The organism is Massilicoli timonensis (assembly GCF_900199515.1).
GTDB classification, from domain to species: Bacteria; Bacillota_I; Bacilli_A; order Erysipelotrichales; family Erysipelotrichaceae; genus Massilicoli; species Massilicoli timonensis.
The window spans coordinates 876,467-900,162 of sequence record NZ_LT963434.1 but is presented as its reverse complement, the minus strand read 5'-3'; the positions used below and the strand labels follow the sequence as shown (position 1 = coordinate 900,162).

Here is a 23,696-nt window from a genome sequence, read left to right as displayed (position 1 = left end):
AAAGAAAAAAAGGAAAAAGAAAGGAGGCGCGCGATGAAACTGATGCATATTTCCGATCTGCATTTAGGAAAACGTCTGCATGCATGCAGCCTGCTTGAAGATCAGCGCTTGATTTTAGATCAGATCGTTTCGACAGCGGTAAAAAAGAACATTGACGGATTGCTCATTGCCGGTGATATTTATGATAAAAGCATACCGAGCGAAGAAGCGATCTTATTATTTGACGCATTTTTGAAGCAGCTCAGCATGCATCGGATCAGTGTGTATCTGATCAGCGGAAATCATGATTCGGGCAGACGGCTTGCGTTTGCGGCTTCCCTGCTGCAGGAAAATGATATTCATATCGCTTCTCTTTATGATGGAGCGATCACTTCGGTGGAAAAGGAAGACGCGTTTGGCACCGTGGTGTTTTATTTGCTTCCTTTTGTGAAACCGGCAATGCTGCGTGCACTTGATCCCGATGTGCAGATCGATACCTATGAAGATGCGTTTGCTTTTTTATTGAAGCAGATCACGCTTCCGAAAGACAAACGCGCAGTGCTGCTCGCACATCAGTTTTTCAGCGGTGGAGAGAGCTGTGATTCTGAGCGTTTGTGCATCGGCGGCAGTGAGGAAATCAGTGTTTCTTTATTGCAGGGCTTTGATTACGTGGCATTAGGACATCTGCATAAGCCGCAGCAGGTGGGAAAGGCAGCGATCCGTTACAGTGGTTCGATCTTAAAATATTCTTTCTCAGAAAGCGATCATGTAAAATCTATGACGATCATTGAATTGAAAGAAAAAGGAAAGGTGCAGATCGATACGATCCCTTTTCAGCCGCTGCACGATGTAGTACAACTAAAAGGCACTTATGCAGAGGTTACAAGCAAAGCCTTTTATGAAAATAAAAATACCGATGATTATCTGCATATTACCCTTTGTGATGAAACGGAAATCGTGAATGCTATGGGCAAGCTGCGTACGATTTATCCCAATCTGTTGAAGCTGGATTACGATAATCAAAGAAAGCAGGAATCCATATTGCGCAATCAGAGCGTCGATCGCAAGAAAAGCGGAACAGAGCTGTTTGAAGAATTATACCGCATGCAAAATCATCAGGAAATGAGTGAGGTACAAAAGCAGTATATCCGTTCGCTCATGGAAGAAATCGAGGTGGAATCATGAAACCGCAGACTTTGATCATGTGTGCGTTTGGTCCTTATGCGCAGGAAACCACACTGGATTTTACGAAACTGCAAGACTGCGCGCTGTATTTGATCAGCGGCGATACCGGTGCGGGAAAAACATCGATCTTTGATGCGATTGCGTTTGCACTGTATGGGGAAACAAGCGGAAAACAGCGTGCCGGGGAGATGCTGCGCTGTCAATATGCAGATGTACGGACAGAAACCTATGTCGATTTGCGCTTTGTGCATCAGGACCGGATCTATCGCATCAAACGCACGCCGGAATATACGCGTCCCTCTAAGCGAAGCGATGCTTTGATCGTTCAAAAAGCGAGTGTTGAACTTTATTTGCCGGATGGCAGCGTCATTGTCAAAAACAAAGAGGCGACCAAACAGATCGAAACGATCCTTGGCGTAAACAGTAGTCAGTTTTCCCATATCGCCATGATCGCACAGGGAGATTTTTTGAAATTGCTGCTGGCTTCGACCGAGGAGCGGAAACAGATCTTTCGCAAGATCTTTCACAGCGATGTTTATTTAGAAGTACAAAACCGTATCAAGCAGGATTATCTCATGCAGCAAAGTGATGTCCGCCGGATCCGCAATGCGATCGTACAGGATATGCAGGCGATCGAAGCGGACGAAACGATCTTGGAGGAGTGGATCAGACAGGCGCAGGAGGGGATCGGTATGGAAACGGCGCTTGCCTATTTAGAAGAGCAGATCGGGCAGGATCAACATGCTTTGCAAACACAGAAAAAACAGCGTGAAGATCATCGGCAGATGCAGGATCACCTGCGTAAACAACTGGAAGAAGCAGAAAGACATCAGGCTTTGCAAGAAGAAAAACAGCGTTTGGAAGAACAGCTTGCCGTATGGAAAGAAGAACTGGAAGCGATCGAAAAGCAGCTTGCAGACAACAAACTGCAAAATGAACGCGATCAGCTGCTGTTAAAAAAACAGGCTTTGGAAAGTGCCAAATCCGATTATGAAAAACTGGCGCATCTGGAACGGGAAACTGCGGCAGTCGCGTTATCACAAAAGCAGGAGGAAGCACGCTTACAGGAATACCGACAGGCTTTTTTCAAGGCGCAGGAGCACTATGAGCAAATGCAAAAGCAGGAGCGGGAAAGCGAGGATGCAGCGCTGTTATTATTAACACAGGAGCAGCGCTTAAAAGAACAGAAACAGCGTTTTCAACAGTTAGAAGAACTGCATACACTGGAAAAAGAACTGATGCAGGCAAAAAAGATTTATGTGCGGGAACAGGAAACGTATGTGATGATCGCCAAGCGCTCAGAAACAGCACAACAGGCTTACCAGCAGGCATCAAAAGCACTGCTGGATGAACAGGCCGGCCTTTTGGCACAGACCTTGATGGAAGGGAAGCCATGTCCGGTATGCGGTTCGCTGCATCATCCAAAGCCGGCCGCACGCAAGCAGGAATCGATCGATGAAAATACGGTGCAAAAGCTGCGTGAAGAAAGCCTCCGCTTAGAAGAACAGATGGTTACCGCCAGCCATCAGGCCGGCAGTGCCAAAAGCAAAGCAGAGCAGTTGCAGGAACATTATGAGAAAGCCTATCGAGCGTTATCTTTAGCAAAAACAGATCTGCAAAAGGCGTGTGATGCTTTGCGGGCACACATCGATCAAGAGCAAACGCATTATGAAGCCTTGAAACAGGAAGCGCAGCTGCAAAAACAAAGGCGAGAAGAATTGCCGTTGCAAGAACAAAAGGCAAAACAGCTGCAAGAGCAAGTGCGGCAGCAGGAAATGAACTTATTTCAAAGTCAAAGCAGCTATCAGAAACAGACGCAGGCCTTGGCAGAGCAAAGAAGCAAGCTGCAATATGCAAGCGAACAGGAAGCGCGTTTCGCCTATGAGGCTTGTATCAAAGAAATGCAGGAATTAGAGCATATGCTCATAACAGTGAAAAAACAGCAGGAAAGCAAGCAGAACGCCTATTTTCAGGCACAGGGGCGATTGGAAACCGTTGCAAGGCAGCTGCACACTTTTACGCATGGAGATCCTGTCAGATTAAAAGAAAAACTGACTGCTGCGAAAACGCAGGAAGAAATCATGGAACAAGCTGAGCAGCGTTTATTTGTGCGCATCACAGCGCATCGCAAGATCTATGACAATATCAAGAAGCGCAGACAGGCATTAAGCAAAAGCGAGGAACGATTGACTTGGCTGAAGGACTTGTCGGATACAGCGAATGGGATGCTGAGCGGGAAAGCGAAGATCATGCTGGAAACGTATGTCTTGATGAATTATTTTGACCGTATTCTCGCCCATGCCAACCTGCGCTTTATGATGATGTCAAAGGGACAGTATGAATTACAGCGCAGACAGGAAACGGTCGATCATCGTGCACAAAGCGGATTAGAATTAGATGTGCTGGATCATTACAGCGGCACCTTGCGAAATGTGAAAACCTTATCCGGCGGCGAGTCTTTTCAGGCATCTTTGGCACTGGCATTGGGATTAGCCGATGAGATCCAGCAGCAGGCCGGCGGGATCCATTTGGATACGATGTTCATTGATGAAGGCTTCGGTTCATTAGATGAGGATGCACTGGAGCAGGCGATCTTGACCCTGGAAGCACTGCGGGAAGGCAATCGTCAGGTCGGTATCATTTCCCATGTCGCAGAATTAAAGCAGCGCATCGACCGTCAGATCCTCGTTATAAAAGACAAACAGAAAGGAAGCCGGATCAAATTGCTTTAGCAGGAAATACGTATGTCTTTTTATCAAAGCAGCACATTCCCAAAATAATTGATATGCAAGGACTGTCAAGCTGAGGAGGCAGTCCTTTTTTACGCATTGTTTTGTGTATGATGAATGATTAAGTTAATAGCGGTCAAACGAGGAATTTGCGAAAAATAGTATTTTGTTATTGACAAACATAGAATTAAACTATATAATTGCACATGCGTAAACGATATTGGGGTATAGCCAAGCGGTAAGGCACCAGACTCTGAATCTGGCATTTCCTTGGTTCGAATCCAAGTACCCCAGCCATAGAAAAACAATGCGGGCCTGTGAAAGGCTCGCTTTTTTGCATACAGAGAATAGCAGGCAGGATAAAAATAAGCGTATCGCATCAGTTTCCACCCTATAAAAAAAGTGCTATAATAACAGACAAATGGGAGGTTTTTGTTATGATCATCAAAGAACGGTTAAAACAGCTGCGTAAATTGATGAAGCAGCATCATATGGATGTTTATATCGTACCGACATCTGATTTCCATGAAACGGAGTATGTCGGGGAATATTTTAAGGCAAGGCAGTTTCTTTCCGGTTTCAGCGGTTCAAACGGCACGCTGGTCGTTACTGCGCAAAAAGCGGGATTATGGACCGATGGACGTTATTTTATCCAGGCAAAGGAGCAGTTAGCCGGCAGCGGCATCGACTTGATGAAAATGGGAGAACCAGATACGCCGGATTTACTGGATTATGCGGTAACGGAATGTGAAGAAAACGGCATTGTCGGTTTTGACGGCAGGGTGATGAATGCCAAAACGGTTTTAGAGCTGAAACAGAAGCTGGAAAGCAAGCAAGGCAAGATCGCGGTCAAATATGACCTAGTTGATTTCATCTGGGAAGAGCGTCCCGCACTGCCGATGGCTAAGGCTTTTTTACTGGATGAGAAATACTGCGGACAAGGTGTAAAAGAAAAACTGGCATCCATTCGTGAAAGATTGGTAAAAGAGAACGCAGATGCGATATTGTTAAATACGCTGGATGATATTGCGTGGACGTTTAATTTACGCGGATTTGATGTGAAAAACTTTCCGGTGGTGCTGGCATATGCCTATATTTCTCTTCACAAGGCGTACCTTTATGTAGAGGAAAAGAAGCTGACAACCGAGATGAAGGATCATTTTACCGCTTGCGGTGTTACCGTCAGACCATATGAGCAGGTATATGAAGATCTGCCGGAATATTCTGAAGGACGCATGTTAATGGATCTTGGCAAGATCAATTATGCGCTGTATAATGCCGTTACCAATCAAGCGGGGATCATCGATCAGCCAAACTGCACCCAGATGATGAAAGCGGTAAAAAACGAAACGGAAATCGAGCAGACCATAGCAGCCCATGTGAAAGACGGTGTAGCCTTTACGAAATTCATGTACTGGCTGAAAACCAATGTCGGCAAGATGGAAATGACCGAACTCAGTGTGCAGCAATATCTGGAAAACAAGCGGCGGGAACAGGACGGCTTTATCGAACCGAGCTTTGATACGATCTGCGCATACAAGGAGCATGCGGCGATGATGCATTACAGTGCAACGATTGCCAGCAATGCGTCATTACAGGCAGAAGGCTTATTGTTAGTGGACAGCGGCGGTCAGTATCTGCAAGGAACGACCGATATTACGCGCACGATGGCATTGGGTACGATCAGTGAACAGCAGCGTCATCACTTTACCGCGGTGCTGAAAAGTGTCATTCATCTGTCAAAGGCGGTATTCTTAAAAGGCTGCCGCGGCATGAATTTAGATATTTTAGCAAGAGGACCGATCTGGGAAATGGGCATTGATTATCGCTGTGGAACCGGACATGGCGTCGGTCATGTCTTAGGCGTACATGAAGGTCCTAATGGTTTCCGCTGGAAGATCGTGCCGGAGCGAAACGACAGCTGTATCTTGGAAGAGGGTATGATCACGACCAATGAACCGGGCATTTATATCGAAGGCAGTCATGGCATTCGTATCGAAAATGAAATGGTGGTGCGTTTCAAGGAACAAAACGAATACGGTACATTTTTACGTTTCGGTACTTTGACCGTTGCCCCGATCGACTTAGATGCGATCGATGCCGATATGCTGAATCAAAGCGAAAAAGCATGGCTCAATGCTTACCATCGCTATGTGTTTGAAACACTGTCACCGTATCTATATCAAGATGAGATCGACTGGCTGAAACACTATACACGCGCGATTTCATGAAAGAGATCTTAATATCGGTGCGTTGTCTGCACTGTGGGCATGTATCCTATGTAAAAAGCGAACAGTTGATTTCCGCGACATTAGAACCGGAAATCCGGGAAGCGATCTTAAAGAATACTTATTTTCAGGGAACCTGCTCCTGCTGTGGACAGCCGTATGCTTATTTTCATCCGTTTTTGTATGTCGATCAGGCACATGATTTTGTGATCTACGGGGCAATAGATGAAACACAAAGCGATAGGGGGAAATGGGAGCAATACGCTTCAAGGTATGCGCACAGCGTAATCGTCACCTCACCGCCTGCCTTGCGGGAACAGATCCTGATCTTAGAGGATCGGCTGGATCCTAAAAAGATCCGGCACTTAAAAACGCTCCTGCAAAAGAAAAAAACGCAGTATCACCGTTTTTCCTATGAAGGAAAAGAGGCAGACTGCTATTGGTTCAGCGCCGAAGATGAAAACGGCGTCAAAACACAGTTGGGTATTCCCATCTGTCGAGAAAGGAAGAAAGACTTATGAAATTTTTATTTCAGCACTGCAATATCAATGTAACCGATCTGGATAAAAGCAAAGCGTTCTATAAAGAGGCTTTGGGGCTTCACGTCGTTAAGGAAAAACAGTATGACAACTTTACTTTATGTTATTTAAGCGATGAACAAAATCTGTTTCAACTGGAGCTGACATATCTCAACGATCATCCGCAGCACTATGATCTGGGTGAAAATGAAAGTCATTTATGCTTTGTCTGCGATGATATGGAAAAAGCGCACGCGCACCATGAAAAGATGGGATGTATTTGCTTTGAGAATCCGGCAATGGGCATTTATTTCATTCATGATCCCGATGACTACTGGATCGAGATCGTTCCTCAGAAATAATCGAAAAAAACGCATCATGTCAGCGCATGGTGCGTTTTCCTTTTATAGCGTAATGCTTTCATTGGGCATCAATACATGAAGTCCCTGATCCTCTTGTAATAACGGATCCTGTGCGATCATCGCTTTTACCTCATCGATGCGATCCGCAAAATGAATGGCGATTACATGCTTGGCGAAAACCGCTTTGCGAAAAGCGCGGATGCCATCTAATGTCTGTGCTTCCAATCGGGGATCGATCGGATAAAACGCGACATCGATCGAGCAGTCATGCAGTTTTTGCATCGCTTCTTCAAATACCTGTCTTTGCCAGATGAGAAAACGGCGGTCCGATTCATTTTCACACGGCCAATTCCACAAATGTAGATCGCCGCTGTGATAGATCTGTTTTCCTTCCACGCTTACCAAAAACGCCACGCCTTCATCATTTGAGGCAAAGGTCGTTACTTTCAGATCTTTGATATAATGCGTTTCGTTCTTGCCGCAGGCATAGTAAGGGAAAGGCGCTAAAATATCCTGTGCAAAGATATAAGTAACATCGCGGCAGTAGGAAAGCAGTTTGAAAATAGCAGGCTGATAGTGATCGTCGTGGGCATGCGACACAAATACACAGATCGTTTTATCGCAAGGCAGCTTTGGCAGTTTACCCTTCCAGTAATCAAAGATCAGAATATGCGAACTTAATTCCACGATAACACCGGAATGATATAGATAAGTAATTTTCATAAAAGACCTCCTTCTGCACGTTTGCTTCCATTATAGCACAGCTTAGAAAGGACTGCACAAAATGAATGTAAGCGGTTGAAAAAGGGGGTTGTAATTATAAAATAAGGGAGTATAATTAACTTAAAGTAAAGACTTTATTACAAATTGGGAGAATTGATATATGAGTTTTCATTACATTAAATTAAATCGAGTTGTCGCCACACCGCTGTATTATCAGCTGGAGATGTGCATGGAGCAGGCAATCAAAGAGGGGATCTTAAAGCCGCATGAGAAACTGCCGACAGAAGAAGAACTGTGCAAACGGTTTCGGATCTCTCGCCCGGTCGTAAGACAGGCGTATGCGGATCTGATCAATAAGGGCATGATCGCCCGCCATAAAGGGAAAGGCACTTTTGTCAAAGAACCGGAAATCAAGGGCAGTTTTTTCAAGGAACTGATGAGTTTTCACACGGAGATGAAGAAACTGGGCTTAGAAGCACGCACCGATCTGTTGAAAAGCGAGATCCTGGAAAAGGATGCAGAGGCGCAAAGAGAGCTGCAGCTGAGTGAGCAGGAAAAGGTGTTCCATATGCGGCGTTTGCGTTTTGGCAATGATATTGCGCTGGTATTGGTCGATACCTATCTGCCGGCGAAGCAGTTTAAGGGCATAGAAGCGGTCGATTTTGAAAAAGAGGCATTATACGATGTACTGGAAAAACGCTATCATGTCAGTGTGATGCGTGCAACCAGAACGATCGAGGCATGTATCGTCGATAGCAAAGATGCGGCGCTGTTAAAGGTTGGAAAACAGAGCGCAGTACATAAGGTCATTACCATTGCATATGATGATAATGATGTGCCGATCGAATATTCGGTTGCGATCTATCCCGGCGAACGCAATGTGTTTGATGTCGATATTCGTAAATAGAGCTTAGTATGTTGCGGAAGTGTGCTTGCTCTGGGTGTATCGGCATATAAAAACAGAAACACTGAACAATAGAAACGCATCATGACCGAATGAAGAAGCAGGTGAGAATACCTGCTTTTTATCATGTTTCGTGATTGATTTACGATTTAGGATTGACAACATCAATTCCATTTTGGTATAGTAAAACATGAAATTGGTATGGTACAGGAGGTTAGAATGAAGAAGGCAGTAATTTTTGATATGGATGGTGTATTGATTGACAGTGAAAGTGTGTATCGCAAACAACTGATCGATTATCTGAATGATAAAGGAGCGGTTTTTACCGACAGTGATTTGAATGCGATCGCCGGCGGTACTTCCAAACATTATGATGCACTCTTTCATCGGCTGCTTGGAGATACGATGGGAGAAAAAGAAGTGTTTGCGGAAATGAACCAACGCTATGGTCGTTTTCAGGATTGGAAAAGCGTGATGTTTCCGCATTTGAAAGAACTGATCGAATATTTGAAAGAAAAAGGATATCGCATGATCGTCGCTTCTTCTTCACGTATGTTTGAAATTGAAGAAATCGTGAAAGCGATCGAATTAGATTCTTATTTTGAGTTCTATTTAAGCGGGGAGATGTTTCACGAATCAAAACCGAATCCGGCTATCTATATAGAAGCCGCAAAACGATTGGGATTAGACGCGTCAGAATGTATTGTGATCGAGGATAGTACCTATGGCATTGAAGCAGCGGTGCGCGCGCATATGAGCGTCATTGCCCGCAGAGATGATCGCTTTGGGTATGATCAAAGTGAGGCTGATTATTTAATCGATGATTATCGGGAAGTGAAAGCGTTGTTAGAGGTAATGGAATGAATCGGGCAAAGGGAAATGCGTTGATCTTTATAACGGCATTCTTCTGGAGCTTAGGCGGCTTGCTTTATCGTATGGTTGATCTGAATGCGGTGCTGATTGCCGGTGTAACCTGTATGATCGCCTATGTGATCATGGGCATTTATCGTAAGAGCATGCGTATCTCATTAACGAAGACCGCGGCGCTTGCCGGTTTTTGTTCCTGTATGACCAACATTACCTTTATATTGGCAAATCAGATGACAAGTGCTGCCAATGCGATCGTCTTGCAATACGCATCGCCGATTTTCTGCCTGCTTTATGAATGCCTTTACTATCGCCGTCGTCCTGCTTGGAAGCAAATGGCGGTAATCGGCATGGCGTTTGGCGGGCTGATCCTGTTCTTTTTCGGGAAATTAGATCAGGGGGCGATGTTAGGCAATCTGTTTGCCATCATATCCGGAATTTTCTTCGGCGGTGTGTTTTTCTTAAATACTTTACCGCAGGCAAGACCCAGCGACAGCACGCAGTTTGCCTATCTTTTACAGATCGCCATTTCCCTGCCTTTGTTAGGGCAGTTATCTTCCTTAAATCAGGAAGGCATGCTGGGACTGGCGCTGATCGGCGTATTGCAGATGGGCTTTGCGGGCATCACTTTTGCGATCGGGATCCGTCATACCGATTCCATCAGCGCCAATTTGATCGGTATTCTGGAAACGATCATGAGTCCGCTTTGGGTATTCCTCGCCTATGGGGAAGTACCGGGAACTTATGCGTTTTTGGGCGCTGCGGTCTTATTGGGAGCGGTATGTATCAATATCGTGATCAATGCAGAGCCTAAAGCAAAGCAAAAGGAAGCTGATCTTTCAGATACGAAAGCATGATGCAGATCATGTAAATAATTGGAAGGGGATTGCACCTACAAAAATGTTATTACATATTGACATATTCAAAGAAACGCAGTAAAATTTCCTTAGAAAACGGTTACACAACGCTATTGTGTCATATCTGATATAGGAAAAGGAGAGATGATTATGTCAGAACCAAATATTTTATTAACACGTATTGATAACCGATTGGTGCATGGACAGGTTGGTAATGCCTGGGTCGGCGCAGTCGGACCGAATCTGATCGTCGTTGCCGATGACGATGCCGCAAACGATCCGGTACAACAGTCTTTGATGAATATGACAGCGCAGTCTGTCGGTGTGGGAATTCGTTTCTTCACTTTGCAGAAAACGATCGATATCATTCATAAAGCAAAGGCGTCACAAAAAATATTCTTGGTATGTAAAACACCGCAAAATGCACTGAAGCTGATTCAGGGCGGTGTTCCGATCAAGGAACTCAATGTCGGCAATATGCATGCGAGCGAAGGCAAGCATGTATTGAAAGAATCCCATGTATATGTGGATGATGCGGACTTGAAAACATTTGAGGATATCAAGGCATCCGGTACGAAGGTTTATATTCAGATCGCGCCGGGCGACAAGAAATACGATATCTAATTACATTCGGTTTTTATTCAGCTGTTTGGGGATAGCTGATAAAAATATTTCATCATGAAAGGAGAGAGGTTTTGATGAATGAAATTACATTAATTCAAGGACTTCTGCTGATGATTGTCGTTTTCATCTGTGCATTGGACCAGCAGATGGAAGCATTCTATTGGTTCAGACCAATGGTAGTGGCATTCTTCTCAGGTATCGTTCTTGGAGATATGGAATTAGGCATTAAGGCCGGGGCCGTTGCCGAACTTTCATATCTGGGCTTGCTTACCGTAGGAGGTACCGTACCGCCTGATCCGCTGATGGCAGGTTTCATGACTGTTGTCATCGCTTATACGACAGGCAGAGGTGCTGAAACAGCACTTGGTCTTTCCTTGCCATTTGCTTTATTGGCACAGTGGTTAGGTATTTTCTTCAACACAGCTTATTCAACTGTTGTTCGTATGTGTGAAAAAGCCGCTAAAGCAGGGGATACAGGTAAATTTACACGTATCTGCTACGGCGCTTGGTTCGTAAAGTCAGGGGCAATGGCAATCGTTGCGTTCTTGGCTGCTTATGGTTTACAGGAACCGATCCAGAACTTCGTTAATGCCTTCCCAACAGAATTGGTACATGGCTTTGAAGTTGCCGGCAACATGCTTCCGGCAGTAGGTTTGGGTTTATTGTTGATGGTTATGTTAAACAACCAGAACATTCCTTATCTGTTCATCGGATTCTTCATGGCTACTTTTACCGGAGTTGACAATGTACTTCCGATTGCGATGGTTGCAGTTGCGATTGCTTATATCGACTATCTGTACAACCAGAAAATGAAAGCTGCTTCTGCGGCGGCAGTTGCAGTAGATGGAGGTGACGACGAAGATGGCATCTAATTACAAAATTACAAAGAGCGACTTAACAAAGTTAGGTTTGTACTCAGTTATTGAACAGATCGGTTTCAGTTTTGAACGTATGCAGGCGCTGGGCTTTACTTGCTCTATGTTGCCTACCATTAAAAAGATCTATGGTGATGATAAAGAACAGTTGGCTGACTTCATGACCAAAAACATGGAATTCATCAACACTGAAATGCACATGGCAACTTTCTTGATGGGTCTGATCGTTTCTATGGAAGAAGCTGGAGAAGATCGTACCTTGATCTGCAATATCAAGAACGGTTTGTTTGGACCATTGGCAGGACTTGGAGATGCGATCTTCTGGTTTACGCTGCTCCCTATTTCTGCCGCAATCTGTACTTCATTAGCACAAGACGGTTCACCGCTTGGACCGCTTCTGTATATCGCAATTTGGTTCGTATCAGCGATCTCTCGTATCTGGTTTGCTCGTTTGGGTTATAGCTTAGGTACAAAAGCGGTTTCTACGATTTCTGAAAATGCGAACGCGATCACTCGTGCCGCAGGTATCTTGGGTGTCATGGTAGTCGGCGGGTTGATTCCGACTTATATCACATTTGCATTTGGCGAAGGCTTAACTTACGGTATCAATGAAGCTACGGTACAGAGCATCTTCGATAATGTTATGCCAAATATCCTGCCGCTCGGCTTTGTATTCTTAATTTACTACTTGTTCAAGAAAAAGAACATGTCTGTACTGGCAGTTATCTTAGGAATCATCGTATTCGGCATTGCAATGTCCTATTTAGGATGGATGTAATCTGATAAATAACTGTTAAAAAGGACTTCCGCGGCAGCGGGGGTCCTCTTTTTTTTGAAATGTTAGGACATTAGTGTGTTTATTGACAAATGGAAACAAAGCATGACAATAGGAAGATGTGTCATAAATAAGGAGATATAAGATGAAAGAAATGGTTAATTTCGATGAACAGAACTTTTTGAAGATCGGAGCGTCTATTTATGAAAAGCGTTCGATGATCGAGCATATTGCGGAAGTGATCTGCAAAGAAGACTTTACCAACCTGTTTTTTACTTCCAGCGGCGGCAGCCAGGCGATGATGGACCCATTTTGGGATATGGTAAATGAGATGTCGGATATTCCGGTATACCGCATGATTTCCGCAGAATATCTTGCCTGCGGTCATAATCAGGTAAAGGAAGGAACCGTTGCTTTTTTAGCGTCAAAGTCCGGCGATACGAAAGAAACGATGGCAGCTGCCAAAGTATTAAAGGAAAAAGGGGTGCGACTGGTATCGGTGATCGGTAAAAGTGATTCGCCGTTAGAGAAGATCAGCGATTACAGCGTTGTTTACGGAGATGGACGGCCACAGGAACTGATCTTGTATTTGTTGATTGGGAAGCTGCTTCATATAGAGGGCTATTTTGACGCATATCCACAGTTTGCGGATGAACTGAAGCATTTGCCGCAGGTATTATGTGATGTGCGTATCGCCGTTGATGAAAAAGCAAAACAGTATGCACAGGATTATCATAAAGAACCATACAATATCTGGATCGGCTCAGGCAACTGCTGGCCGGTATGCTATGCGTTCGCCATGTGTGTATTGGAGGAAAGTCAATGGATCCGCACCAAGTCGGTATCTTCGCCGGAGTTTTTTCATGGGACATTGGAACTGGTAGAAAAGGGTGTGTGCTGTACACTGGTGGTGACAGAAGGCAAAACAAGAGAACTCGATCTGCGGGTAAAACGTTTCTTAGAAACGCATACGGATAAATTCACATGCTTCGATACGGCGGATTATCCGTTTGCGGGCATCAGCGATGCGTTCAGAGGCATCTTGTCGCCGGTCGTGATGAATGCGATCTTGCAGCGCATTTCCAAAAATATGGAGGCAGTTACCGAGCATTCACTAGACATTCGCCGTTACTATCGCGTGGAGTCTTATTAGGAGCGTATTTATGAGATTAGTGGGAGTAGGCGATAATGTAGTAGATCGCTATCTGAACTTAAAAGTCATGTATCCCGGCGGCAATGCCGTCAATGTGGCGGCACATGCGGCGCTTTTAGGGGAGAAAAGCGCCTATTTAGGCAGAATTGCCGAAGATACAGAAGGGAAACTGATCAAAGAGAGCCTGTGTGATCTGGGAGTGGATCTTTCCCATTGTGAATTTGTGAAAGACGGTACGACAAAGAAATGCGATGTGAATGTTTATGAAGGGGAACGGGAGTTTGTCAAGGTAGATCTAGGGAAGAATTGGCCCGGCGCACCGATGTTAAAGGAAGCCGATCTGATTTATTTGGATACGTTTGATGTGATCCATTCCAGCTGTAACGCCCATATGGAAGATCAGATCGCTCTATTGAAGCGTTGTCATGGGGTGATCACTTATGATTTCAGCACCAAGGATAAATATCGGACAGACGATTATTTGAAGAAAGTGTGCCCTTATTTGGATCTGGCGCTGTTCTCCTGTGATGATAGGAGCGAGGAGGAACAAAAGGCCTTTGCCCGTGAAATACATGCTTATGGTGCAGTGCATGTGTTGATCACGGATGGTGATGGGCAGTTGTTTTATAACGGCAGCGATTTTATACGCGGTGCGATTGCCTATGTGGAACCGCTGGATACGATGGGTGCCGGTGATTCTTATTTAGCTGCCTGTGTTCGTGAATTGGTGGATAGCGGCTGGCAGAAAGGGCAAGTACTGTCGGTATCGCAAATGCAAAAAGCGATGGAAGCAGGGAAGCGTTATGCGGCGCAAAACTGTCTGCGCGCAGGAGGTTATGGCTATCCACGTAAAATGATGGAGTAGAAAAAGGAGAAAACAGGGCCGCAAGCAGATAGAATGTTCTTTTTCATTAGATAAGCAGTCAATTCTATGTTATAATGTTATAAACTAATAAAATTGTAAGAAAGGAGCGGCGCGCCATGGATAAACTCTATGAAAAACTTGTTCTGCAAAGACAGTCCGCAATTCCGCTGTATTATCAGTTTAAGCAATTCATCATTGACAAGATCGAAGCCAATGAATTGCATGAAGGAGATCTGATTCCGACGGAAGAAGAACTGTGCAAGCTGTATGCCATTTCTCGGCCGACGCTGCGACAGGCTTTTGCGGAATTGGTAAATGAGGGATATTTGACCAGACAGCGGGCAAAAGGAACATTTGTGGCAAAGCACTCGCTTTCCTCTAAATTTGTCAATAAGATCATGCAGTTTAATGAGGAGATGGAAGCGCTTGGTGTAACGCATCGCACAGAGGTCAAAAAATGTGCGGTGGAAAATGCTTCGCCGGAAATTGCTTCGGCATTGCAGCTGCGTGATGGAAAAGCGATTGCACTGCAGCGGCTGCGTTTTGCGGATGGCGAACCGCTGGTCTTTGAGTTTACCTATATTCCTTACAGGCTGTTTCGCGGGATTGAAAATCTGAACTTTGCGAAGGTATCGCTCTATGAAAATATGAAAAAAGAGTATGGTTTGTATGTCGCAAGAACGGAAAAAAGTGTGCGTGCCATCGCGGCGACGGCTGAGATCGCGGAAATGCTTGGAACAAAGGAAGGTGCACCGATCCTACGCATCGTAACGAAAGGATTTTCAGTTGAGAATCTGCCGCTGGAGTATTCGATCGCATATTATCTGAGCGAACGCTATAATATGCGTTTAGATGTCGTATCACCTGATTTTAAGGGGTGCATCAATCAATAAGGAAAAAGAAGCGAAGGCTTCTTTTTTTAGGATAAAGGGTGTTTAAGGTAAACCGATTGTGTGAAAAAAAGGAAATGACTGACAGAAAATATTTACATCCTTATTCCAATATGATATAATGTCATTACAAATGAAAGCGGGTGTAAATGTGGATGCAAAAGAATTAGCTGCTTATATTGATCATACGAACTTGAAACCGGATGCGAGCGAAGCGGACATGAAAAAGCTTTGTGAGGAAGCAAAAGAATATGGCTTTTGCATGGTAGCCATTAACTCGGTGCAGACTTCCTGCTGTAAAAAGTGGCTGTGCGACAGTGCTGTGCATGTAGGCGCCGCCATCTCCTTCCCTTTGGGGCAGACGACCATTGCAACAAAACTGTTTGAATGTGAGGATGCACTGCGAAATGGCGCCGATGAAATTGATTATGTCGTCAATTTGACAAAAGTAAAAGACCATGACTATGCGTATATCGAGGATGAGATGAGACAGATGGTAGCGCTTTGTCACAAGTATCATGTCATTTGTAAAGTAATTTTCGAAAACTGTTATTTGAATGATGAGGAAAAGATCCAACTATGTGAAATTGCCAATCGTGTCAGACCCGATTTCATTAAGACAAGCACCGGTTTCGGTGTTGGCGGAGCAACCCTTGAAGATGTCAAACTAATGGTAGAACACGTCGATGAAGCGATCGCGGTGAAGGCGGCAGGCGGTATTCGTGATCTGGACACGGCGCTTGCCATGATCGAGGCCGGAGCGAAACGAATCGGCACAAGCAGCGGCATCTCATTGATTCATGAATTGACAAAACGGAAAGAAAGCTGTTAAGAGCAGCTTTTTTTCATGATAGGATTTTAAGATGGGCATTCATTGTGTTTTTGATAAAACTTCGCTATAATCATTACAGTTAAATTGAGGTGAGCAGATGAGAAAAGTGGAATTGCTTGCGCCGGCTGGATCAATGGAGGCGCTTGAGGCAGCGGTACAGTGTGGGGCAGATGCTGTTTATTTGGGAGGACAGGCATTTGGGGCAAGAGCCTTTGCGGCTAATTTTGATCGGGAGCAGTTAAAAGAAGCGATCGCTTATGCACACCTTTATGGGGTAAAGGTCTATGTAACGGTCAATACGCTTGTTTACGAAGAGGAGATGGAAGCTTGTCTTGCTTATGTGGAAGAATTGCAGAAAAGTGATGTAGATGCCTTGATCATTCAGGATTTAGGGGTGCTGCGTCTGATCCATTTGCATTTTCCGGATATGGAGCTGCACGCTTCTACACAGATGCACGTGCATCAGGAAGACGGAATCGCCTTGTTGAAGGAATATGGCGTAAAGCGTGAGGTGGTTGCCAGAGAAACGAGCTTGGCGGATCTGCGCCGCTTTTGTGAAACAGATGTGGAAATCGAAGCATTTGTGCATGGTGCGCTTTGTGTCAGCTATTCGGGGCAGTGTCTGTTAAGCGCCGATTTATTCAAGCGCAGCGGTAATCGGGGCATGTGTGCGCAGCCTTGCAGGATGCGCTATACGCTTTTAGAAGAAGGACAAAAGGTCGCATCGGCCGGCAGTTATTTATTGTCGCCGAAGGATCTTTGTACCTTAGATCATATCGGGGATCTGATCGATGCCGGGGTTGCTTCCTTCAAAATAGAGGGGCGCATGAAAAAAAGTGAATATGTGGCGCAGGTGGTAAGCAGTTATCGCCGTGCCATTGACGCGCATTTACAGAAAAAAGCTTATCACAGCAGGCAGGATCTGCCAGCCTTGCAGCGATTGTTTCATCGCGGTTTTACGCTGGGACATCTGTATGAACAAAGAGGACCGCAGCTCATCAATCAATATCGCCCCAATCATATGGGAGTAGCACTTGGCAAAGTGGTATCGGTGCGCCGGGATCGCATTTCTGTTTCTTTGTGTGCAGATCTGCATCAGGGTGATGGGGTGCGTATTTTGAAAGCAAAAGAGGATGATGGCTTCATCGTCAATCGTATGTATGATACAAGCGGCAGGCTGATTTCTCACGCCAAGGCCGGTGAACAGGTCGCGCTTGATAAAAGAGGCTATGTCGAGGTCGGTGCGAAACTGATCAAAAGCAGTGATGTGCTGCTGGAACAGGCATTGCAGGCACAGGTAAAGGCAAGACCGCGTAAGGTCTTGATTAAAATGCGTGCTGAATTGAAAGTTGGTCATGTCGTGCGGCTTTGGGTGAATGATGGGGAGCGGGAAGTATATGCGGAAAGTGAGATCGGTTGTGAAGCGGCAAAAAGCGCCGGCATGGGGAAAGAAGCGATCGCGAAGCAGCTGTCTAAATGCGGCGATACGCCTTTCCAAATCACATCTATGCAGATCGAGGTGCAGGACCACTTGTTTATCGCCAATAAGGCGTTAAATGAGGTGAGAAGAAATGCTTTAGATGCCTTGGCACATAAGCGCATGCGCCGTTATAAAGAAAGAACAGTGTGGAAAGAGGTGGAAGCGATCGCGTCATCGCCTCAGAGCGTTTATCCGCTAAAGGTGTATTATCATGTGCACCAAAGCAGGCAGGCAGCGGCGTTAAAGGATGCAAAGGGAGAAATCGTCGCTTACGGAACGCTTTGGGAAACACTGCGAAAAGAAGGCATCCATGCGATAAAAGGTGCATCACGTGTCAAAACGCATCCTTATCAAGAGGAAACCCTGATTCAGGAAATCGGCGGTTTAAGATCGAAAAAGGCAAAGATCAGCGGTGCATCGCTCAATGTGGTAAACGCTTCGGCGGTACGTTTTCTGCAAGAATATGGCATAGAGGATATCTGCTTGTCAGATGAATGTGAAAAAGAACAGGCAGCAGCCATCATCAAAGCATACCGACAGCGTTTCGGTACGACCTTTCAGGCAGGTATCAAGATCTATGGCAGAATGGAGGATATGATCTCCAAGCATTGTGTCATCGCTGATGTATTGGCGAACGGTGCGATCCATTGCGGGAAATGTCATGCGCATCACTATGCCTTGCAGGATGAAAAAGGACGCCGCTTTCCATTATATGGTGATGAGGATTGTCTGATGCATGTGTTATCACCGCAGGTACGCGATTGGATCGATGCGCTTCCTGCATTCTATGAGGCAGGTGTGCGCAGTTTCCATGTGCATTTCTATGAGGAAGAGGAAACGGTGATCAAGCAGATCGTGAAACGGATCGAAGCGAAGCGGGAGCAGCTTTCATGAAGCAGAAAGGCTTGTTGGAAGGAAAGGTATCGCGTGTTTATATCCGCTATCTGATTCCCACGATCATCGCGCTTGCTTCTCAGTCTTTGTATTGTCTGGCTGATGTTTATTTTATTGCGCGGGGAAGCGGCAGCGTTGGCTTAGCGGCGCTCAATATCGCAATGCCGATCTTTACCTTCTATTCGGCATTCGGTTTGCTTATGGGGATCGGCGGGGCAACGACCATCTCTATTTTAGAGGGACAAAACAAGCTCCGTCAAAAGCATGCGGCTTTTACGCTGGCACTGCTGTTTACGATCGTTGTTACCTTGCTTATGACGATCGTGGGACTTCTTTTTATGGAGGAGATCGCTTTGTTTTTAGGGGCAACCGCAGAATTGCTGCCATATGTCGTCGATTATATGACGCCGATTCATTTATTGAGCGTATTTGCGGTCTTGTCTTATGCGCTGCAAGTACTGATACGCGGTGATCATGCACCCAATTTGGTAATGGCGGCAATGCTGATCAGCAATTTCACGAACATCGTCTTAGATTATGTATTTGTCGTGCTGCTGGATGATGCGATGCAGGGTGCGGCGATCGCGACCGGGATTGCGCCGATCATTGCCGTTTTCCTGTTATCGACACATTTTTTCAAAAAGGACTGCTCCCTGCGCTTCACAAAACACGGCTTTTCCTTTTCGCTGTTAGGGCGGATCTTTGCGAATGGCATGGCAAGCGCATTGATGGAAATCAGTGTCAGTGCGGTGGTGGTCGTCATGAATTATGTGATCCTGCGGGTCGGCGACGCGCTGTATTTGGCGGCCTATGCCATCATTACCAATATCGCCTATGTCGCAAAAGGCATCATCAATGGCTTTGCCCAGGCGGCCCAGCCGCTTTTTTCCACGAATTTCGGTGCCGGACATTACAAACGGGTGCGGCATAGCTTCTATGTGGCATTTGGCATCACCTGCATGAGCGGTATCGGTGCCTACCTCATGATGGCCGTTTTTCCGAATGCGGTCGTTTCGCTGTTTGCGAGTGGAGATCGCTCGCTTAGTGAAATAGCGGCGAGAGGCGTGCGGCTTTATTTTCTCTGCTTGCCTTTTCTCTGCGCCAATACGATGATGATGTATTATTTCCAGTCGATCGAATTGGCGTATCGCTCGATGGGACTTAGCCTTCTGCGCGGTTTTGTGCTGGTCCTGCTTTATTTAGCTCTGCTCAGCACCGCTTATCAGATGAACGGGGTATGGCTCAGCGTGAGCGCGGCGGAAGGGACGTCCTTTTTACTTGGCGGCGGGATGGTGATCGCCTATATGCGAAAGGAAAGAAAGGAGCGTTTAGATGTTACGGATCTTGGTCATGGTATCGTTAAATGAAGATGAAAAAATGCGGCTGGAGTCGTATTTGTTTGCCCATTATATGTATGCGGAAACACCTAGTAAGGAACAGCTTGTGAATGCTGATATCATCATCGGCAATCCCGGCAAAGAACAGCTAAAACAATGCCGGCGGTTAAAATGGGTGCAGTTGATGAGTGCGGGAAGTGATGCGTACTATGATGATCCGATGTTTGAAACGGTGTATTTGACGAATGCGAGCGGAACCTATGGCTTGTCTGTCAGTGAACATATGATCGGCGCGCTGCTCTTTCAGTTTCGCCGCTTCAAGACCTGTCAAGCGCATCAGCAGCAGCGGATCTGGGAAAACAGCGGTGAAGTGCGCTCGATCGACGGATGCAATGTGCTGATCCTGGGGCTTGGGGATATCGGCTCTTCCTTTGCCAAACGCATGCATGCGATGGGTGCCTATACGATCGGGATCCGTCGTCATCATCAGGAAAAACGGCCTGCTTACATTGAGGAGCAGTATGGCATAGAGGCCTTGGCTGATGTCCTGCCGCGCTGTGATGTCGTCGCCTTGTGTCTGCCAAAGCATGAAAGCACACATCATATCATCAATGCGGACATGCTGGAAAGGATGAAAACAGACGCGGTCTTGATCAATGTCGGCAGAGGCAGCGCTGTTGATACAGAAGCTTTGATCAAAGCGTTGAAACAGAAAACGATCGGCGGTGCCTGTCTTGACGTATTCGAACAGGAGCCGCTGCCGCAGACCCATCCGCTATGGGACTTAGACAATGTTTTTCTTACTTCGCATTGTGCGGGAATCTGGAACGCTCGGGCAACGCGCAACCGCTTCCTTTGTCTGGTAAAAGAAAACTTAGAGCGTTTTATGAAAGGAAAGCCACTGTTGAATATGGTCGATCGACAAAGCGGGTATCGCCAATTTGATGAGGATCTGATGTTTCGCTGAAAAAGGGATCGTGATTCACCGCAAGAGCACTAGGCTGCTTCGTATGCATCAAACAAAAGGAAATACCTGATTGATAGAAAAAAAGACTGCGAGACAGTCTTTTTTGAAGGAAGAGGAACATTCGTCATTTTTATCATGACTAGTCTATTATATGAGGATCGATCGTATTCGGTGCTTCTTCGATGTCATGAAGGTCTTGATCGGCAGGTCCTTTTATCAGTTTTCCATCATAAGTAAAGCGTGAACCGTGGCATGGACAGTCCCATGTTTCATCAACGGCATTGTAGTTAAGGATACAGCCAAGATGGGGACAGCGGATATTGACGATCGACAGCTTCCCATCTTTTTCCACCGCACCGTAAACGGTGCCGTTTTCATGGAAGGTGCGCACATGAAAAGGGTAGTGATCAGGGAAAAAGGATTTTATGTGGCTGGTCAAGTAATGTTTGATCATCTTCATATTTCCAAGGAAATAACTGCTTTGAAAGATTACCTGACGGCGATGGGGTGCAAAAAGCGCTGCGTAGGGCGTCATCTCCACCAGTAAATTGGCGACCATTGTCTTGGCGGCGACCACGCTCATCGTATTGCCCCATTTACCGAATCCGCTTGCGAATTGTATGCTTGGATCATCGGCGATCAGATTGCCGATGAAAGGCAAACGGTCATGTGATACATAATCTTGATTGCGCCATGTAAGGATCGGCTGTTTCAGCTGAAACTGACGGGTGCACATCTTGACCCACCGGTCATGATCTTCCAAAGTCATAAAACCGGCATGATGCTGATTGCCGCTTAAAATGGCCAATACGCTTCCATCATCATCTATCTGCGTGCGCGCTGAAAAGATGTGATCGCTGTCGATGTTGATCATCATCGTATCATGCAGCGGATAGGCGCTTTTGGCAGCCAACAGATCGCCCTGTACGAAATCCACCTTGGTAAAAAACAGATTGCCATGGTCACTGATCGGGAAATGTGTTGCCATGATGATTGATTTCGCATGAATCGTGCAGTTGTTGCAGGTAATGGCGTAACCCTCTTTCTGCTTGTTGATCGCAGTTACGGGACTGTGCTCATGAATGGCAACACCGTTTTGATGCATACGCTGTGCTAATTCCAGCATAAAGTGATAAGGGTGGAACTGCGCCTGTTTCATCATTCTCAATCCCTTGACAAAAGGCATCTCATAGGGCGGCTGAGTAACGACTTCATAAGGGATCCGCAAAGCATCATATGCCTGCCGCTCTTTTTCTAGTGCTTCTTGTTCCCGCTCGTCAAGCGCCATTAACATTGCATCTACACGCCGAAACTGACAGTTGATCTTTTCATCGTTGATCAGATCTTCCAAAGCGGTAATGGCATCACGGTTTGCTTCATAGTAAAGCCGTGCTTTTGCTTCACCGTGGGTCTTGATCAGATCGCTGTAAAGAAAGCCCTGCTGTGCCGACAGCTTGCCGGTGTTTCTGCCGCTTGCCCCCTGTCCGATCCTTTCTGCCTCTACTAAAGCGATCCGGCGATCGGTATGGCTCAAATAATAGGCGGACATCAAACCGCACATACCGCCGCCGATCACCAGCGTATCCACATGGATAGAATCGCTTAGTGACGTGTAAGCTACAGAAGGTTCTTTGATCCAGTAAGAACGTTTCATTTGTATATCACCTCATGATTAGTATGAGGATAAAACCCTTGCTTATGCGTTAAGGGAAACGGGAATCTTGAAAAGTTGATGAAAATGAGTGAAAACGCTTGCATAAAATGAAATTCATAGTAAAATAAAAGTACAAAGAAAACAAGTAGGAGCGTGATTGTCATGATGAGTTATGGCGGCAACAACAAAAATCCTATTGCGGTTGGCGACAACCTAGTTTTCGACAGGGCTTTCTGAATGACGCTGGTGTTAATATGCTTGCGTCATTTTTTATCCCCGTTATTTATCTTTCATGATCAAATATCATATAAAAGGAGGAAGGTATCATGGATCAATTCAACAAAGTATTTTGGGACGCTTGCGGAAACGGTGATTTTACCGCAGTATGCGCGGAAATGGCAAAAGGAGTGGATATCAATTATCAAAACGGCGACGGCAGAACGGCACTGATGCGTGCCGCAAAACGTGATTATAAGGATATCGTGCGCGTATTGCTGGATAACGGCGCCGATGTAAACATCGAAGATCATAAAGGAAAGACCGCTATCATGGGCGCAGCGAAAAAAGGCAATAAAACGATCTGTAAGAAGCTGATCGAAGCCGGCGCCGATGTCAATAAACAGGATGATCGCGGGCGCAATGCGTTGATGCGGGCGGCTTTTTTAGGACAGGATCGCTGCTGTGAACTGTTGCTGGATCATGGTGCGGATATCAATGCGCAGGATGAAGTGGGACGTACGGCTTTGATGGAAGCGTGCGTGGCGTTCAAGAAGGATACGATTCGGTTGCTGATCAGCCGCGGCGCCGATGTGAATGCGTTTGACAACAATGGTTGTACGGCGCTGATGCGTGCCGCATACGGTGGATATGTGTCGCTTGTGGAAGAACTGTTAGCGGCCGGTGCGGACAAAGAGATGGTGGATAAAGAAGGAAACAAGGCGATCCACTATGTAAGAGAACACTGCTTGGCTCAGTTAAAGCCGATCTTGAAATAGGAG

21 protein-coding genes and 1 tRNA gene are annotated in these 23,696 nt (G+C 45.8%); 20 read left to right on the top strand and 2 right to left on the bottom strand.

Annotated elements, in window-relative coordinates:
* Positions 1-33: 33 nt before the first annotated feature.
* The 6 genes from C1712_RS06420 to C1712_RS06395 all read left to right on the top strand — a co-directional run bounded on the left by C1712_RS06420 (position 34) and on the right by C1712_RS06395 (position 7,001).
* Positions 34-1,164 (top strand): exonuclease SbcCD subunit D, encoded by a 1,131-nt coding sequence (locus C1712_RS06420; RefSeq protein WP_102267842.1) that lies wholly within the window; start codon positions 34-36, stop codon positions 1,162-1,164.
* Complete coding sequence (locus tag C1712_RS06415) at positions 1,161-3,896, top strand: AAA family ATPase (RefSeq protein ID WP_102267840.1); 2,736 nt, start codon at positions 1,161-1,163, stop codon at positions 3,894-3,896. Before C1712_RS06420 ends, C1712_RS06415 begins: the two co-directional genes overlap by 4 nt.
* Positions 3,897-4,114: 218 nt before the next feature.
* Positions 4,115-4,190, top strand: a tRNA-Gln gene (locus C1712_RS06410).
* A gap of 140 nt (positions 4,191-4,330) precedes the next feature.
* Positions 4,331-6,124: an aminopeptidase P family protein gene (locus C1712_RS06405; RefSeq protein ID WP_102267838.1), complete on the top strand. Its 1,794-nt coding sequence runs from the start codon at positions 4,331-4,333 to the stop codon at positions 6,122-6,124.
* Positions 6,121-6,642 carry a CpXC domain-containing protein gene (locus tag C1712_RS06400; protein WP_102267836.1) on the top strand — a complete coding sequence of 174 codons (522 nt, stop codon included), beginning with the start codon at positions 6,121-6,123 and terminating at the stop codon, positions 6,640-6,642. The genes C1712_RS06405 and C1712_RS06400 overlap by 4 nt, the downstream gene beginning before the upstream one ends.
* Positions 6,639-7,001, top strand: coding sequence for a VOC family protein (locus C1712_RS06395; protein ID WP_102267834.1), 363 nt, complete (start codon positions 6,639-6,641; stop codon positions 6,999-7,001). Before C1712_RS06400 ends, C1712_RS06395 begins: the two co-directional genes overlap by 4 nt.
* 42 nt (positions 7,002-7,043) lie before the next feature.
* On the opposite strand, the gene C1712_RS06390 is transcribed toward C1712_RS06395, so the two are convergent.
* Complete coding sequence (locus C1712_RS06390; protein ID WP_102267832.1) at positions 7,044-7,724, bottom strand: MBL fold metallo-hydrolase; 681 nt, start codon at positions 7,722-7,724, stop codon at positions 7,044-7,046.
* Between the two features lie 160 nt (positions 7,725-7,884).
* On the opposite strand from C1712_RS06390, the gene C1712_RS06385 reads away from it, so the two are divergent.
* The 13 genes from C1712_RS06385 (at position 7,885) to C1712_RS06325 (ending at position 21,044) form a co-directional block, all read left to right on the top strand.
* Entirely contained in the window at positions 7,885-8,631 is a 747-nt protein-coding gene (locus tag C1712_RS06385; protein WP_102267830.1) for a GntR family transcriptional regulator, read from the top strand.
* Between the two features lie 216 nt (positions 8,632-8,847).
* The gene (locus C1712_RS06380; protein WP_178200037.1) at positions 8,848-9,492 is read left to right on the top strand and encodes an HAD family hydrolase; all 645 of its coding nucleotides are present in this window, start codon (positions 8,848-8,850) and stop codon (positions 9,490-9,492) included.
* Positions 9,489-10,352: a DMT family transporter gene (locus C1712_RS06375; RefSeq protein WP_102267826.1), complete on the top strand. Its 864-nt coding sequence runs from the start codon at positions 9,489-9,491 to the stop codon at positions 10,350-10,352. Before C1712_RS06380 ends, C1712_RS06375 begins: the two co-directional genes overlap by 4 nt.
* Positions 10,353-10,502: 150 nt before the next feature.
* Positions 10,503-10,976 carry a PTS galactosamine transporter subunit IIB gene (gene agaB / locus C1712_RS06370; RefSeq protein ID WP_102267824.1) on the top strand — a complete coding sequence of 158 codons (474 nt, stop codon included), beginning with the start codon at positions 10,503-10,505 and terminating at the stop codon, positions 10,974-10,976.
* 74 nt (positions 10,977-11,050) lie between these two features.
* Complete coding sequence (locus tag C1712_RS06365) at positions 11,051-11,848, top strand: PTS mannose/fructose/sorbose/N-acetylgalactosamine transporter subunit IIC (protein WP_102267822.1); 798 nt, start codon at positions 11,051-11,053, stop codon at positions 11,846-11,848.
* The gene (locus C1712_RS06360; protein ID WP_102267820.1) at positions 11,838-12,629 is read left to right on the top strand and encodes a PTS system mannose/fructose/sorbose family transporter subunit IID; all 792 of its coding nucleotides are present in this window, start codon (positions 11,838-11,840) and stop codon (positions 12,627-12,629) included. Before C1712_RS06365 ends, C1712_RS06360 begins: the two co-directional genes overlap by 11 nt.
* Positions 12,630-12,771: 142 nt before the next feature.
* On the top strand, positions 12,772-13,779 hold the full coding sequence (locus C1712_RS06355) for an SIS domain-containing protein (protein ID WP_219718844.1): 1,008 nt from the start codon (positions 12,772-12,774) through the stop codon (positions 13,777-13,779).
* Positions 13,780-13,789: 10 nt separating this feature from the next.
* Positions 13,790-14,644 (top strand): PfkB family carbohydrate kinase, encoded by an 855-nt coding sequence (locus C1712_RS06350; RefSeq protein WP_102267818.1) that lies wholly within the window; start codon positions 13,790-13,792, stop codon positions 14,642-14,644.
* Positions 14,645-14,760: 116 nt separating this feature from the next.
* Entirely contained in the window at positions 14,761-15,537 is a 777-nt protein-coding gene (locus C1712_RS06345) for a GntR family transcriptional regulator (protein ID WP_102267816.1), read from the top strand.
* A 130-nt stretch (positions 15,538-15,667) separates the two neighbouring features.
* Positions 15,668-16,366 (top strand): deoxyribose-phosphate aldolase, encoded by a 699-nt coding sequence (deoC, locus tag C1712_RS06340; protein ID WP_102267815.1) that lies wholly within the window; start codon positions 15,668-15,670, stop codon positions 16,364-16,366.
* A 97-nt stretch (positions 16,367-16,463) separates the two neighbouring features.
* Entirely contained in the window at positions 16,464-18,740 is a 2,277-nt protein-coding gene (locus tag C1712_RS06335) for a U32 family peptidase (RefSeq protein ID WP_102267813.1), read from the top strand.
* Positions 18,737-20,107: an MATE family efflux transporter gene (locus C1712_RS06330; RefSeq protein ID WP_102267811.1), complete on the top strand. Its 1,371-nt coding sequence runs from the start codon at positions 18,737-18,739 to the stop codon at positions 20,105-20,107. Before C1712_RS06335 ends, C1712_RS06330 begins: the two co-directional genes overlap by 4 nt.
* Complete coding sequence (locus C1712_RS06325) at positions 20,073-21,044, top strand: D-2-hydroxyacid dehydrogenase (RefSeq protein ID WP_102267809.1); 972 nt, start codon at positions 20,073-20,075, stop codon at positions 21,042-21,044. Before C1712_RS06330 ends, C1712_RS06325 begins: the two co-directional genes overlap by 35 nt.
* A 139-nt stretch (positions 21,045-21,183) precedes the next feature.
* Here C1712_RS06325 and C1712_RS06320 read toward each other — a convergent pair whose 3' ends face one another.
* A complete protein-coding gene (locus C1712_RS06320; protein WP_102267807.1) occupies positions 21,184-22,698 on the bottom strand; it encodes an FAD-dependent oxidoreductase in 1,515 nt (504 codons plus the stop codon).
* Positions 22,699-23,024: 326 nt separating this feature from the next.
* Between C1712_RS06320 and C1712_RS06315 the strand changes: the two genes are divergently transcribed.
* Positions 23,025-23,693 carry an ankyrin repeat domain-containing protein gene (locus tag C1712_RS06315; RefSeq protein WP_102267805.1) on the top strand — a complete coding sequence of 223 codons (669 nt, stop codon included), beginning with the start codon at positions 23,025-23,027 and terminating at the stop codon, positions 23,691-23,693.
* Positions 23,694-23,696: the final 3 nt, after the last annotated feature.